Genomic DNA, 12,619 nt, shown 5'->3' with positions numbered 1-12,619 from the left:
CATGCATCCGCTCCGCGACCTGACCCTCGAGGACCTGCGCCGCCGCACGAGCGTGAAGTGGCGTGAGTACGAGCCGGACGTCCTTCCGCTCTGGGTGGCCGAGATGGACGTACGCCTGGCCGAACCCATCGCGCGTGTGGTGAGCCGTGCGGTGGCCGAGGGCGACACGGGCTATCCGCACGGAGCCGGCTATGCCGAGGCGTTCGCCGCGTTTGCCGACGAGCGGTGGTCGTGGAGTGTCGATCCAAGCCGCACGGCGCTGGTCGCCGACGTCATGACGGGCATCGTCGAGGCACTCGGCCTGGTCTCGACACCGGGTGACCCGGTCGTGGTCAATCCGCCGGTCTATCCACCGTTCTTCGGGTACGTCGAGCACGCCGGCCGGGCCGTCGTCGAGGCGCCGCTCAGCGAGGAGGGCCGCCTCGACCTCGACGCGCTAGAGGCGGCGTTCATCCACGCCGGTGCCGATGGTCGCCCGGTGACCTACCTGCTGTGCAACCCGCAGAACCCCACCGCCGTCGTGCACACCGCGGCGGAGCTGGCCGGTGTCGCAGCCCTCGCGCAGACGTACGGCGTGCGGGTCGTGGTCGACGAGATCCACGCTCCGCTGGTCGCCGAGGGGTTCGTGCCCTACCTCAGCGTCCCGGACACGGCGAATGCGTTCAGCCTGGTGTCGGCGACCAAGGCGTGGAACCTCGCCGGCATGAAGGCGGCGCTGCTCGTCGCGGGGGAGGACGCTGCGGCTGACCTGGCGCGGCTGCCTGAGGTCGTGGGCCACGGACCCAGCCACTTCGGCGACCTGGCGCACACGACGGCGTTCCGCGAAGGCGGCGACTGGCTCGATGCCCTGCACGCCGACCTGGCCGACAACCGGAAGTTGCTTGCCCAGCTCCTCGCGACGCACCTGCCCGGGGCGCGGTGGGCTGAGGGGCCGGGCACGTTCCTGGCCTGGATCGACTGCCGCGAGCTGGGACTCGGCGACGACCCCGCGGCGGCGTTCCTCGAGCGTGGCCGGGTCGCCGTCAACTCGGGCCTCCCGTTCCGCAGCGGCGCGGGGCACGTACGCCTCAACTTCGGCACGACCCCGGAGATCCTCACCGAGGCGCTCGAGCGGATGGGCCGCGTCGTCTGAGCCTGCGTACGGCTCGACGTGCCGAGGTGCTGTCGGCGACCTAGCGTGGACGCATGGGTGAGTCACCGAGATCTGAGCACACACGGCCCGACGGTGTCGACGACGTCACGGTCGAGGCGCTGGGCAAGCTGAGCGAGGCCCTCGAGGTCATCGAGGAGGCCCGCGGGCTGCTCTACACGTTCCACCGCCGCACCGGCGAGGCCGACCTCGCGCTCGACGAGGCCGTGGACCTCTTTCGCCAGGCCGGCCATGACGAGATCGCCGACCGTCTCTCGACCGAGCTGATCGGCCGCAACGTGCTGGAGGGGCGCTGGACGTTCCAGGTCGTCGAGGAGTACGACGCGGGCTACTACGCCGCGTTCAAGGAGCACGAGAGGTCGGCACGCGAGGCGCTTGCCGAGGGGCGTACGCACCTGTTCGAGGCCGAGATGAAGGAGGACCGCCGTACGCACGGCCGCCGGCACCATGAGGCCACTCCCGATTGAGGCGGTTACGACGCCGCGATCCGGGTACGTCGGACGAAGCCAACGAAAGGAGCCCCATCATGGGACTGGATGACAAGTTGAGCAATGCCGCTGAGGATGCCAAGGGCAAGGCCAAGGAAGCCGTTGGCGGAGCGACGGGCGACGACGAGCTCGAGCGCCAGGGCAAGGGCGATCAGGCCAAGTCCGACCTCAAGGACGCGGCCGAGAACGTCAAGGACGCCTTCAAGCACTGAGCGTCAATTCATGGAAGCGCCCCGATCACTTGGTCGGGGCGCTTCTGTGTGCCCGCGACCCGTGGGGCGGTGGGTCAGTCGCCCATCAGACGCTCTGATGGGCGAGCAGGTCACCGCCTCACGCTCTGATGGGCGAGCAGGTCACCGCCTCACCGGAGCGCTTCGAGGACCTCCAGCGTCCGTGCCCACGCAGGTGACTGGGGGTCGATCACGACGAAATGGTCGCCGTCGACCTCGATGAGCTCGGCATCTCCGCCCGCCGCATTCGTCCGGTCGACGTACTCGATCGACTGGCTGATCGGCACGGTGTCGTCGTCGGTGGCGTGCACGCAGCGCACCGGTACGCGCAGCGGGATCTGGGCGCTCGGGTCGGCATAGGCGAGATCGGTCTGCTCGCCCATGAACGCTCGCGCCGCGCCGCTGCCGAGGTGCACCGCCGTGTGCAGGTTGAGCACGCCGGCCTGCGAGATCGTGGCGGTCACCGGCACGGCGACGGTTGCCCAGGGCGTACCGGCAAGGCCACTGCGGCCGGCTGCCCACACCGCGAGGTGGCCACCCGCCGAGTGTCCCAGCGTCATGACCCGAGACGTGTCGAGTCCGTCGACGGCGGCGAGTGCGTCGATGCCCGCGGCGACGTCGTCGAGCGTCTGCGGGTAGCCGCCGCCATTGCCGACGCGGCGGTACTCCAGGTTGTACGCCGTCCAGCCGTGCTCGACCAGCGATGCCGCGAGCGGCCGGCCGAGTGAGAGGTCGTACCTCGCTCGCCAGAACCCGCCGTGCACCACGACGACCACGCCTTTGGAAGGCCCGTCGGGTCGGCTGAGCTCGCCGAACTGCGCCGGGTCGTCCCCGTAGCGGATCACGTCCACGCCAGCCTCCTGTGCCGTCGGCATCGTACGCATACGGTCAGGCGCACGCTCGACGACCGATAGAATCAGGGTCCGTCGACACCGTGGGAGGAGCCTTCGTGGATGCCGACCAGCTCGACCAGTTCCTCCTGATCGGCTCCGGCGTCCTCGTGCTGGCAGTTCTCGCCGTACGCATCTCGGTCACGGCGGGCCTCCCCTCGCTGCTCGTCTACCTCTTCCTCGGCCTGATCCTCGGCAGCTCCGGGCTCGGCATCGAGTTCGCCGACGCCGACCTCGCCCACGCGCTCGGGTTCGGTGGCCTCGTCCTGATCCTCGCCGAGGGTGGTCTGACGACCAAGTGGGAGCACGTCAGGCCCAACCTCGGCTACGGACTGCTGCTGGCGACCCTCGGTTCGGTCGTCAGCGTCACGGTGGTCGCGACCGGCGGGCACTACCTGCTCGACCTGCCCTGGGAGCTCGCGATCCTGCTCGCCGCCGTCCTGACGCCGACCGACGCGGCAGCGGTCTTCTCGGTGCTGCGCGCGGTGCCGCTGCGCCACTCCGTGACCGGAACCCTCGAGGCCGAGTCCGGCCTCAACGACGCCCCGATCGTCGTGCTCGTCGTGGCGATCAGCGCCGGGGACGCGCTCGACCACGGCATCTGGGCACTCATCGGCCTGATCGTGTTCGAGCTCGTCGCCGGCGGTGCCATCGGCTTCGCCATCGGGTGGATCGGTGCGTACGGCCTGCGCCGTGTCGCCCTGCCGGCCTCAGGCCTCTACCCCCTCGTCGTGTTCGCGATCGCGGTGTTCGCGTACGGCTCCGCGGCGTACGTCCACGCCAGTGGGTTCGCGGCCGTCTACGTCGCGGCGCTCGTGCTCGGCAACACCGAGCTGCCGCACCGCGTGGCGACCCGGTCGTTCGTCGAGGGCATCGGCTGGCTCGCCCAGATCGGCCTGTTCGTGATGCTCGGCCTGCTCGCCAGCCCCGACGAGCTGCGCTGGTGGCACGTCTGGCACGGTCTCGCCGCCGGTGCGATCCTCACCTTCGTGGCCCGTCCATTGTCGGTCGTCGTCTGCGCCGTCTGGTTCAAGCGCGGCCTGCGCGAACAGCTGTTCGTCGGGTGGGCCGGACTCCGCGGGGCGGTGCCGATCGTGCTCGCCACGATCCCGCTGGCCGCTGACGTGCCGGGCTCGCGCGATCTCTTCAACGTCGTCTTCGTGGCCGTCGTCATCTACACCCTGGTCCAGGCGGCGCCGCTGTCCCGCCTCGCGGCCTGGTGCGGCGTGCTGAGCGACGAGGTGCGTGACGTCGAGGTCGAGGCCGCGCCGCTCGAACGGGTGTCTGCCGACCTGCTGCAGATCCACGTGCCCAAGGGATCCCGGCTCGCGGGCGTCGAGGTCGGCGAGCTGCGGCTGCCGATCGGTGCGTCCGTGTCGCTGGTCGTCCGCGACGGTACGACGTTCGTGCCCCACCGCACCGATCGCATCGCGATCCACGACGACCTGCTGATCGTCGCCGACCGGGCCGTGCGGGAGCGGGCGGAGGACCGCTTGCGTGCCGTCGGCCGCCACGGCCGCCTCGCCGGCTGGGGACGCCCGACCTAGTCCTACGGCAGCGGGACGGTGGCGACGCAGGCGGTGATGTCGCGGTCCGACGTGATCCGTGTCGGCGCCTTCTTGCGCAGTCCGGAGTAGTCGTCGCCCACGATCACGATCACACCGGTGTCGACCGTGATGTCGGGCTTGCGATAGGCGACCTTGTCCTTGAACTGGCGCGCCACCAGGCGTACGCGTGGATCGCGGGGGTCGTCGGTCAGGATCGCAACCTTGCTCGGCTTGGTGGCGCTCTGGCTGTTGCTGATCGTGCCGCCGAGGAAGCCGTTGGTCTGCAGGTTGATCGTGACGCGGTTGGCCAGACCGGCCCGGTTCGACGCGTTGAAGACGTTGACCGTCACGAGGTTGCTGTCGAGCCGCTGTCCCTTCTGCACGGTCTTGGGGGTGCAGGTGGCCGCCTGGTCCGCGGTGTCGGCGTTCGACGTCAGCAGCCGGAATCCGGTGATGCCACCGAACGCGAAGATCGCGGCCGCGACCACGAGGGTCAGCGCCTGATAAGCCCTCGTCATGCCGACTTCTCGATCGAGTGGACGCGGGCGTGCAGCATGTTGCGCTGCTGCAGGGCGGCGCGCAGCGCGCGGTGCAGGCCGTCCTCGAGGAACAGCTCACCGTCCCAGCTCACGACGTGGGCGAACAGGTCGCCGAAGTAGGTCGAGTCGTCGTCGAGCAGGTGCTCGAGGTCCAGCTGGGTCTTGGTGGTCGTGAGGTCGTCAAGGCGCACCTGGGACGGGGAGATCTGGGCCCACGTGCTCGGAGTCAGCCCGTGGTCCGGGTAGGGGCGTCCCTCGCTCACCCTCCTGAAGATCACCCGGTCAGTGTAGACAGCCTGCCTGAGGCCCGGCGGTGGTGCGTGGCCAGATCAGGAACTTGTTCCGAAAACGTCGGTGCGGGACGGTAGTCTCAGGGAACAAATCAGGGTTGTCTCTGGTTGCCGAAGGCAACAGCCGGCATACAGGGTGGCAACAGGAAGGCGCACCTGGGCGCCTTCGGCCGGGCTCCGGCCCGGTATCAAGGCGCAGGAGGCGTGATGACACAGTCGTCACAGCAGCAGACAGGGCGTACCGAAGTCGTACGCAGATCTGGTGTGCCCTTGGGCCTCAAGCGCGGTGCGATCGAGCTGACGTTCCTCGCGATCCTCTACGTGGGCTACAGCGCCTCACGGCTGCTCGCGTCCAACGACTTCGCACCGGCTCGCGGGCGTGCGCTCGACGTGCTGGCGTTCGAGAAGTCCTGGCGCATCGATGCCGAGTCGTGGCTCAACGACAAGTTCGTCCAGTACGACTGGCTCGGCCTGTTCGGCAGCTACTGGTACGCCACGACGCACTACATCGCGACGGCAGCAGTCCTGATCTGGATCTACCGCCGCAGCGTCTCCGAATACGTCACCGCCCGCCGTGCGCTGGTGTTCGCGACGATCATGGGGCTCTCGTTCTACCTCGTCATGCCGACGGCACCGCCGCGCATGATCAGCGGCATGTACGTCGACGTGCTCAGCCTGCACTCGGCTGCGGGCTGGTGGGGCGCGGACGCCTCGGCCCCCAAGGGACTCGGCGGCATGACCAACGAGCTCGCGGCCTTCCCGTCGCTGCACGCAGGCTGGGCTCTCTGGGTCGCGATCGTGTTGATCCGCGCCGGCGTCCCCAAGATCGTCCAGGCGCTCGGTCTCGCCTACGCCGGCATCATGACGATCGTGATCGTCGGCACCGGCAACCACTGGGTGCTCGACGCGGTCGTCGGCTGGCTCGTGGTCCTCGCCGCGTTCGGCGGCGTCATCGCGTGGGAGAGACGCAGTCCAGTCGTCACCCACGAGGACGCCGCGCTCACGCTCTGACACAGTCAGACCTGTGAACTCTGTCCTGCACCAGGCCGCACACGGGGTCAGGTTCGACTGGGGCGCCGTCGGCGGCGCAGCGATCGCCGAGGGCGCGGACGTGGCTGTCGTGGTCGACGTGCTGTCGTTCTCGACCTCGCTCAGCGTCGCCGCCGACCTCGGCATCGTCGTGCTGCCCTATCCGTGGGAGGCCGAGGATGCGCCGACCTACGCCGCCCAGCATCGAGCGGTCCTGGCCCTCGGGCGGGGTGCCGCCGGCCCCGGAGAGGTGAGCCTGTCGCCGGTGAGCGTACGCGCTGCTGCTCCGATGGAGAGGCTCGTCCTCCCGTCGCCCAACGGTTCGGCGATCTCGGTGCAGCTCGCGTCGGCCGTCACGACCGTGGTGGGCGCGTCGTTGCGCAACGCCCGCGCTGTTGCCGACTGGATCGCGCGCGAGCACGACGCCGAGAGCGCCTCGATCGCGGTCGTGGCCGCCGGCGAGCGATGGCCCGACGGCTCGCTGCGCCCGGCCATCGAAGACCTCTGGGGCGCCGGTGCGGTGCTCGCCGCCCTCGAGGACCACGACTGGCCGGGGTTGTCGCCAGAAGCCGCGATGGCCGCAGACGCCTACCGGCTGATCGCCGGCCGCGAGGAGTCGCACCTCATGGCGTGCGCCAGCGGCCGGGAGCTCGTCGACGCCGGCTTCGCCGAGGACGTGGCCGTGGCCGCCGAGGTCGGCACGAGCACGACGGTGCCGCTGCTCAGCGACCGCGGGTTCATCGCCGCGCCCTGATCTGCTCTGGGCTGATCCGCCTGCAGCAGCAAGGCCTTCTGCGCAGCGTCAGACGTACGCACGATGGAGGTATGGCTGACAACGACAAGACCACCCTGTTCTCCGGGCAGATGCGCCAGCAGCTTCTGCACCGGCGCGTCCTCGTGCTCGACGGACCCCTCGACGACGACAACGGCACGCTGCTGGCGACCCAGTTGCTGACGCTGGCGGCAGAGGATCCGGTCGCCGACGCGGTGCTCTGGATCCACTCGCCGGGCGGCTCGGTGCCGTCGATGCTGGCGATCCGCGACGTGATGCGGCTCGTCCCGTGCGACGTCGCGACCCTCGCGCTGGGTCTCGCCTGCAGCGCCGGACAGTTCCTGCTGTCGTCGGGCACCAAGGGCAAGCGGTACGCCCTGCCGCACTCCCGGATCCTCATGCACCAGGGGTCGGCCGGCATCGGCGGATCCGCGGTCGACGTCGAGCTGCAGGCCGAGGACCTGCGCTACACCCGCGACACGGTGCTCGGGATCATCGCCGACGACACCGGGCAGCCCGTCGAGCGGATCTTCGAGGACTCGCTCCGGGATCGGTGGTACACCGCCCAGGAGGCCGTCGACTACGGCTTCGTCGACGCGATCGTCGACAACTTCGAGCAGGTCATGCCGACCAAGAAGCACCTCGCGATGGGAGTGAACGCATGAGCTCGTACACGATCCCCAATGTCATCGCCCAGCACCCGCGAGGGGAGCGGATCATGGACGTCTACTCGCACCTGCTGGCCGAGCGCATCATCTATCTCGGCACCGGGATCGACTCCGGGGTCGCCAACGCGTTGATCGCCCAGCTCCTGCACCTCGAGGCCGACGGTCCCGGGCAGGAGATCAACCTCTACATCAACTGCGAGGGTGGCGACGAGACGGCGATGCTGGCGATCTACGACACGATGCAGTTCATCCAGGCGCCGGTCGCCACGACGTGCGTGGGCCAGGCGATCGCAGCGGGTGCAGTGCTGCTTGCCGCCGGCGAGCCGGGCCGGCGCTCGGTGCTGCCGCACAGCCGGGTCGTGCTGCACCAGCCGGCGGTCCAGGGCCGCGGCGCGATCCCCGACCTGATCCTGCAGGCCGACGAGGTCGTACGCATCCGTGCCGCGATCGAGTCGATCCTGTCGACGCATACGGGGCAGACCGTCGACGCGCTGCGGGCCGACACCGACCGGGACCGGGTGTTCGCCGCCGACGCCGCGATCGCGTACGGGTTGGCGGACGAGGTGCTGCAGCGTCGTACGCCTGTGGCCGCCTAGGTGCGCTGGAGGTCCGCGGTCGCCACGGGCTGCCACTCGTGCGCGTCGCCGGGCCGGAAGTCCTTGCGCCACGTGTAGCCGGTCGCTGTCGGGGCGAAGACGATGCGTGCGGAACCCCGCGGGGTGGTGCGTTCCAGCACGAGCTCGCCGTCCTGCCAAGAGCCACGGCCAGGTGGGTCCGGGGGAAAGCCGTACGTGTCGAAGCCGTAGCAGAGGATCTCCGCGGTCTCAGGGTCCAGCGTGAACACGTTGAGTCCGGCGAAGTGCGATCCGTCGTCGAACTCGTCGTCGACGCGCTGCACGAGCACGCCGTCATCGAGCTCGGCAGTCGCGGTGACCGTGCTGCGGCCGCGCTTGGCGGGGCTCCACGTGGAAGCCGCGACGGTCTCCGGGCCGCTCGCCGTCCCGACGAGGAAGGACATCTCGTTGATGATTGTCATGTCGTATTCCTTGGTCAATGCCAATAATAGGTAGAGCCTAACATTGGTCCGGGTCTAGCATGAGGGCATGCCTGCGTCCCATCCGTCGTCGCTGATGACACTGACGACATACCTGCTGTCCCAGACCGCCAAGGTCGCCAAGCGACAGCTCGACGCGCAGCTCCAGGAGCGCGGCATGCGGCTGCGGCACATGCTCGTGCTCGCGTGGCTCACCGACAACGGCTCGACGAGTCAGCTGTCGCTCGCCACCAACCTCGGGCTGGATCCCAGCGACGTGACCTCGACGATCGACGATCTCGAGGACCTGAAGCTCGTGAAGCGCAGCGTCGACCCGTCCGACCGGCGGCGCAAGCTGATCGCGGTCACGAGCCGCGGCACGACGGAGTTCGGTCGTCTGCAGGACGTCGCCGCCAGGATCTCCGACGACCTGCTTTCACCGCTCAGCGAGCGTCGTAGGGCGGCGCTGCACGCCGACCTGCGCGCCATCCTCGAGGACTAGGCAGCGAGCAGGAGCGCCTGGTTGGAGACCTGCGGGACCCCGAACGCGTACGAGCGCAGGTCGCCGGTGACCTGGGACGTCAGGTCGATCAAGGTTGCACCGAGCGCACCGGCGACGGCGGCGAGGACCTCGCTGGACGGATCCTTGAGCCCGCGCTCGATCTCGGAGAGGTACTGCGGCGAGATGCCGGCACGTTCGGCCGTCTCGGTGAGCGTCTCGCCCCTGCGGGCTCGCAGGGCGCGGAGCCGCTGGCCCAGGACCTCTCGCCAGAGCGGCTCCGGATCCATGACGCGGTGGTTCGGGACGGCGTGCAGGCGGACGATCTCGGTCATGCTTCAGCCTAGGCACAAACGTCGAGAACCCGGCGAAATTCTGCTCTGAGCAGATTCGCACCGCGAGTATTCATGTTGTGTATAGTCGGCCGCATGGCTATCGGACACGTGTTGCTGGGCATCCTCGAGCGGAGGCCGGCCCACGGATATGACGTGAAGCGGATCCACGACGAGCGGTTCCCGAGCGCCAAGCCTCTGGCGTACGGCCAGGTCTACGCCGCTCTCGCCAAGCTCGCCAAGGACGGTCTTGTCGAGGTTGCCGAGACCCACCAGGAGGGCGGCCCCGAGCGCACCACCTACGCCATCACGCCAGCCGGGGTCGAGTCCCTTCGTGCCTGGCTCGGGGCCACGGAGTCCGCAGGGCCCTACGCGGCGGACGAGCTGGTGCGCAAGACCGTCACCTCCTTGCTGAGGGGTTCCGATGCCACGGCGTTCCTGCAGCGGCAGCGGATCACCCATCTCGCGGTGATGCGCGACCTCGTCGCGGCTCGGGCTGAGGCCCCCAGCGCCGCGGTCAGCATCGCGATCGACCACACCATCTCCCACCTGGACGCCGACCTCCGCTGGCTTGAGACAGCGGCTGAGCGTGCCGCAGCAGACAGGACACGAAGCGCATGAGCCTCAGCGAGCGATCAGGGAGTGCGGCGCTGCTGGATGCCCAGGCCATCCGGAAGTCCTTCGGCCGCACCGACGCCCTGCAGGGAGCGTCAATGTCGGTGGCGGCTGGTGAGATCGTGGCGATCACCGGGCCCTCGGGCAGTGGGAAGTCGACGCTGCTGCTGTGTGCCGCGGGAGTGCTGAGGCCCGAGTCCGGTCGCGTGACGTACGACGGGCAGCTCCTCGACGACCTCGGCGAGGCTGAGCGTTCCCGACTGAGACGTCGCGACTTCGGTCTCGTGCTGCAGTTCGGGCAGCTCGTTCCCGAGCTCACTGCGGCCCAGAACGTCGCCCTGCCGCTGCTCCTCGACCGTCATGACAAGGCGGCATCGTTCGCCGCCGCCCGCAGCTGGCTCGAACGCCTCGACGCGGACGAGCTGGCGGATGCCCGCCCCGGTGAGATGTCGGGCGGCGAGTCCCAACGCGTCGCGATCGCGCGAGCGTTGGTCTCCGGACCGAGGGTCATCTTCGCCGACGAGCCGACCGGCGCGCTCGACACCGTGAACGGTGAACGGGTGCTCCAGGTCCTGCTGGACGTCGCTCGGGAGACGGCGGCGAGTCTGGTCCTGGTGACGCACGACAATCGGGTCGCCGCCTCGGCCGACCGTGAGATCGTGCTGCGCGACGGCTGCAACGAGCAGCGCGTGGACGTCTGATGTTCTCCCTCGCATGGACTCTCGCTCGCGCCGGCGGTTGGGCCCGGTCCCTGCTGCTCGCCGGGTGCACGGCGGTCGTCTCAGGGCTGTTGCTCGTCGCCGTGGCCCTGCTGGTGCTCAGCGATGACTTCGACGAGCAGCTTGCCTCGTTCGTGCGCGATGGGAGCACGCGGGGCGGCGTGATCTTCGCGGTGGTGCTGCTGACCCTCCCGCCGCTCCTGCTGCTGGACCAGGCCGTGCGCCTGGGCACGGCCAACCGTGATCGGCGGCTCGCTGCGTTGCGGGTGGCTGGCGCGACGACGTCCGAGGTGCGCCGCCTCGGCGCCATCGAGGTGGGCATCCCGGTGACGGTGGGCGCGGCACTCGGCACGGGTGTCTTCGCGCTGCTGCGTGAGTTGCTCGGCGGCCGGCAGGACGACAGCAGCTGGCCCGGCGGATCCAACTACGCGATCGTCCCCACGGTGTCCGGGCCGAACGCGTGGCAGACCGTCGTGGTCGTGGTTGCCGTCGCGGTCGTCGGGACGTACGTCGGGTGGCATGCCTCCCGCGCGGTGGTCGAGTCGCCCTTCGGAGTCACCCGCCGTCAGCGGCAACCGGCTCCGCGGCCCTGGGGGCTGGCCCTCCTGGCACTGGCCGTTCTCCTGATCCCCACGGCCCTCAGCACCGACCACGGCACCGACTTCGTGGCGTTCGTCGTGATCGCGCTCGTGATCGTCGCCCTCGTGCTGCTGGCGCCGTGGGTGGCGTACAGGATGGCGCGGCGCCTGCAGCGCCGCACGGCGAGCCCCACTGCCTTGATCGCCGCCCAGCGCATCATGGCCGATCCCCGGGCCGCCGGCCGGGCGGCCGCCGCGATCGGAGGAATCTCGCTCGTCAGCGGGGGTGTTGTCAGCTTCGTGCTCGACGTGTGGGGCAACGAGGACTCCTCCTACCTCGCGGGCGCCACCCTCGTGGCGATCGCCCTGCTGGTCGGACTGCTCGTCGCCGCAGGGTCCATGGCCGTGCACTCCGTCGAGTCCCTGCTCGACCGCCGGCGCGAGGTGGCGTTCCTTGCCGCGACCGGAATGCTCGACTCCGAGCTCGAGGCGGCTTCGAGGCGCGAGATCACGTTGGTCGCCCTTCCGTTGGCAGCAGGGGGCTCGATACTCGGGGCTGTGCCGATGCCGCTGCTCACCGGCGACCCGCTGGCAGAGCTGCTGCTCGCCCTTGTCCTCGGCCCCAGTGTCACGGTCGGGCTGGTCTGGTTGGCAGCCGTGCTCTCGGTTCGGGCGGTCCGGCCATGGAGCCGCCGGGCTGCTTCGCCGCTCAACCTGCGTACCGAGTAGCCGTAACGACGAGAACCCGGAACCCGTGATCGGGTTCCGGGCCTCGTACGCAGTCAGCGATGCGACTGGCCGAGTCGCGCGGCGATCACGGGGATGACGATCGCCGCGGCCACGACATGCGTTGCCATCAGAGTGACCCGGGTGTCGGCCGAAGCCGCGGGGACCAGCAGGTCGGGGAGGAACGACAGCGCGGTCAGCGCGATTGACGTCCGGACGAACGTACGCTGCGGGCGCCGGGCCCAGCGGCGCAGCGCGACCGCGATCCCGAAGCCGATGGCGGTGCACACCAGCGTCATGACTGCGAACCCCGACGGCGGGATCGGTTCGCCGTCGAGGGTCAGCGACACGCCGGCGGCGTGGGCGACGGCCGCGACCGCTGCCGTGACGGCGGCTGCCGTGACGCCGGCTGCGGCGGCGGGACGCCAGATGGGTGTGGTGGTCGAGGCGGTGGTGCGGACGGTGGAAGCGGTGGTGATGGTCATGTCGAGCTCCTGGCTGGTGAAGCAGCCCG

General features: G+C 69.8%; 18 protein-coding genes. 12 read left to right on the top strand and 6 right to left on the bottom strand.

Going from position 1 to position 12,619, the window contains the following annotated elements; genetic code table 11:
• The first annotated feature begins 1 nt into the window (after window position 1).
• Genes ASC61_RS05405 through ASC61_RS19320 form a run of 3 tightly spaced genes read left to right on the top strand, consistent with a single transcriptional unit; the run spans window position 2 to window position 1,850 of the window.
• Complete coding sequence (locus ASC61_RS05405; protein ID WP_056210243.1) at window positions 2-1,132, top strand: MalY/PatB family protein; 1,131 nt, start codon at window positions 2-4, stop codon at window positions 1,130-1,132.
• Between the two features lie 53 nt (window positions 1,133-1,185).
• The gene (locus tag ASC61_RS05400; protein WP_056210240.1) at window positions 1,186-1,617 is read left to right on the top strand and encodes a hypothetical protein; all 432 of its coding nucleotides are present in this window, start codon (window positions 1,186-1,188) and stop codon (window positions 1,615-1,617) included.
• Window positions 1,618-1,676: 59 nt separating this feature from the next.
• A complete protein-coding gene (locus tag ASC61_RS19320) occupies window positions 1,677-1,850 on the top strand; it encodes a CsbD family protein (protein WP_082530480.1) in 174 nt (57 codons plus the stop codon).
• Between the two features lie 149 nt (window positions 1,851-1,999).
• On the opposite strand, the gene ASC61_RS05395 is transcribed toward ASC61_RS19320, so the two are convergent.
• Complete coding sequence (locus ASC61_RS05395) at window positions 2,000-2,719, bottom strand: alpha/beta hydrolase family protein (RefSeq protein WP_235503491.1); 720 nt, start codon at window positions 2,717-2,719, stop codon at window positions 2,000-2,002.
• A gap of 98 nt (window positions 2,720-2,817) precedes the next feature.
• On the opposite strand from ASC61_RS05395, the gene ASC61_RS05390 reads away from it, so the two are divergent.
• Entirely contained in the window at window positions 2,818-4,305 is a 1,488-nt protein-coding gene (locus ASC61_RS05390) for a potassium/proton antiporter (protein WP_056210238.1), read from the top strand.
• 2 nt (window positions 4,306-4,307) lie between these two features.
• On the opposite strand, the gene ASC61_RS05385 is transcribed toward ASC61_RS05390, so the two are convergent.
• Window positions 4,308-4,823 carry a LytR C-terminal domain-containing protein gene (locus ASC61_RS05385; protein ID WP_056210235.1) on the bottom strand — a complete coding sequence of 172 codons (516 nt, stop codon included), beginning with the start codon at window positions 4,821-4,823 and terminating at the stop codon, window positions 4,308-4,310.
• Window positions 4,820-5,122: a type II toxin-antitoxin system VapB family antitoxin gene (locus tag ASC61_RS05380; RefSeq protein ID WP_056210233.1), complete on the bottom strand. Its 303-nt coding sequence runs from the start codon at window positions 5,120-5,122 to the stop codon at window positions 4,820-4,822. Before ASC61_RS05380 ends, ASC61_RS05385 begins: the two co-directional genes overlap by 4 nt.
• A gap of 219 nt (window positions 5,123-5,341) precedes the next feature.
• On the opposite strand from ASC61_RS05380, the gene ASC61_RS05375 reads away from it, so the two are divergent.
• The 4 genes from ASC61_RS05375 (at window position 5,342) to ASC61_RS05360 (ending at window position 8,199) form a co-directional block, all read left to right on the top strand.
• The gene (locus ASC61_RS05375; RefSeq protein WP_082530479.1) at window positions 5,342-6,145 is read left to right on the top strand and encodes a phosphatase PAP2 family protein; all 804 of its coding nucleotides are present in this window, start codon (window positions 5,342-5,344) and stop codon (window positions 6,143-6,145) included.
• Between the two features lie 13 nt (window positions 6,146-6,158).
• Entirely contained in the window at window positions 6,159-6,917 is a 759-nt protein-coding gene (locus ASC61_RS05370) for a 2-phosphosulfolactate phosphatase (protein ID WP_056210229.1), read from the top strand.
• A 71-nt stretch (window positions 6,918-6,988) separates the two neighbouring features.
• Entirely contained in the window at window positions 6,989-7,600 is a 612-nt protein-coding gene (locus ASC61_RS05365; protein WP_056210227.1) for a ClpP family protease, read from the top strand.
• Window positions 7,597-8,199: a ClpP family protease gene (locus ASC61_RS05360; RefSeq protein WP_056210225.1), complete on the top strand. Its 603-nt coding sequence runs from the start codon at window positions 7,597-7,599 to the stop codon at window positions 8,197-8,199. The genes ASC61_RS05365 and ASC61_RS05360 overlap by 4 nt, the downstream gene beginning before the upstream one ends.
• Here ASC61_RS05360 and ASC61_RS05355 read toward each other — a convergent pair.
• The gene (locus tag ASC61_RS05355) at window positions 8,196-8,639 is read right to left on the bottom strand and encodes a hypothetical protein (protein ID WP_056210224.1); all 444 of its coding nucleotides are present in this window, start codon (window positions 8,637-8,639) and stop codon (window positions 8,196-8,198) included. The two genes, ASC61_RS05360 and ASC61_RS05355, sit on opposite strands and share 4 nt — an antisense overlap.
• 67 nt (window positions 8,640-8,706) lie before the next feature.
• Here ASC61_RS05355 and ASC61_RS05350 point away from each other — a divergent pair, with 67 nt between their 5' ends.
• Entirely contained in the window at window positions 8,707-9,138 is a 432-nt protein-coding gene (locus ASC61_RS05350) for a MarR family winged helix-turn-helix transcriptional regulator (RefSeq protein WP_056210222.1), read from the top strand.
• Here the strand turns inward: ASC61_RS05350 and ASC61_RS05345 are convergent.
• The gene (locus ASC61_RS05345; RefSeq protein WP_056210220.1) at window positions 9,135-9,470 is read right to left on the bottom strand and encodes a helix-turn-helix domain-containing protein; all 336 of its coding nucleotides are present in this window, start codon (window positions 9,468-9,470) and stop codon (window positions 9,135-9,137) included. The genes ASC61_RS05350 and ASC61_RS05345 overlap by 4 nt on opposite strands.
• Before the next feature lie 93 nt (window positions 9,471-9,563).
• Between ASC61_RS05345 and ASC61_RS05340 the strand changes: the two genes are divergently transcribed.
• The 3 genes from ASC61_RS05340 to ASC61_RS05330 are packed head-to-tail and all read left to right on the top strand — an operon-like array spanning window position 9,564 to window position 12,108.
• Window positions 9,564-10,088 (top strand): PadR family transcriptional regulator, encoded by a 525-nt coding sequence (locus ASC61_RS05340; protein ID WP_056210218.1) that lies wholly within the window; start codon window positions 9,564-9,566, stop codon window positions 10,086-10,088.
• Window positions 10,085-10,783 carry an ABC transporter ATP-binding protein gene (locus tag ASC61_RS05335; protein ID WP_056210216.1) on the top strand — a complete coding sequence of 233 codons (699 nt, stop codon included), beginning with the start codon at window positions 10,085-10,087 and terminating at the stop codon, window positions 10,781-10,783. Before ASC61_RS05340 ends, ASC61_RS05335 begins: the two co-directional genes overlap by 4 nt.
• A complete protein-coding gene (locus ASC61_RS05330) occupies window positions 10,783-12,108 on the top strand; it encodes an FtsX-like permease family protein (protein ID WP_056210214.1) in 1,326 nt (441 codons plus the stop codon). The genes ASC61_RS05335 and ASC61_RS05330 overlap by 1 nt, the downstream gene beginning before the upstream one ends.
• Window positions 12,109-12,161: 53 nt before the next feature.
• On the opposite strand, the gene ASC61_RS05325 is transcribed toward ASC61_RS05330, so the two are convergent.
• On the bottom strand, window positions 12,162-12,590 hold the full coding sequence (locus ASC61_RS05325) for a DUF6069 family protein (RefSeq protein WP_056210212.1): 429 nt from the start codon (window positions 12,588-12,590) through the stop codon (window positions 12,162-12,164).
• Window positions 12,591-12,619: the final 29 nt, after the last annotated feature.

It is taken from the genome of Aeromicrobium sp. Root344, assembly GCF_001425755.1.
GTDB lineage: Bacteria > Actinomycetota > Actinomycetes > Propionibacteriales > Nocardioidaceae > Aeromicrobium.
The sequence above is the reverse complement of the archived record's forward strand: the minus strand, read 5'-3'. Positions and strand labels throughout refer to the sequence as shown.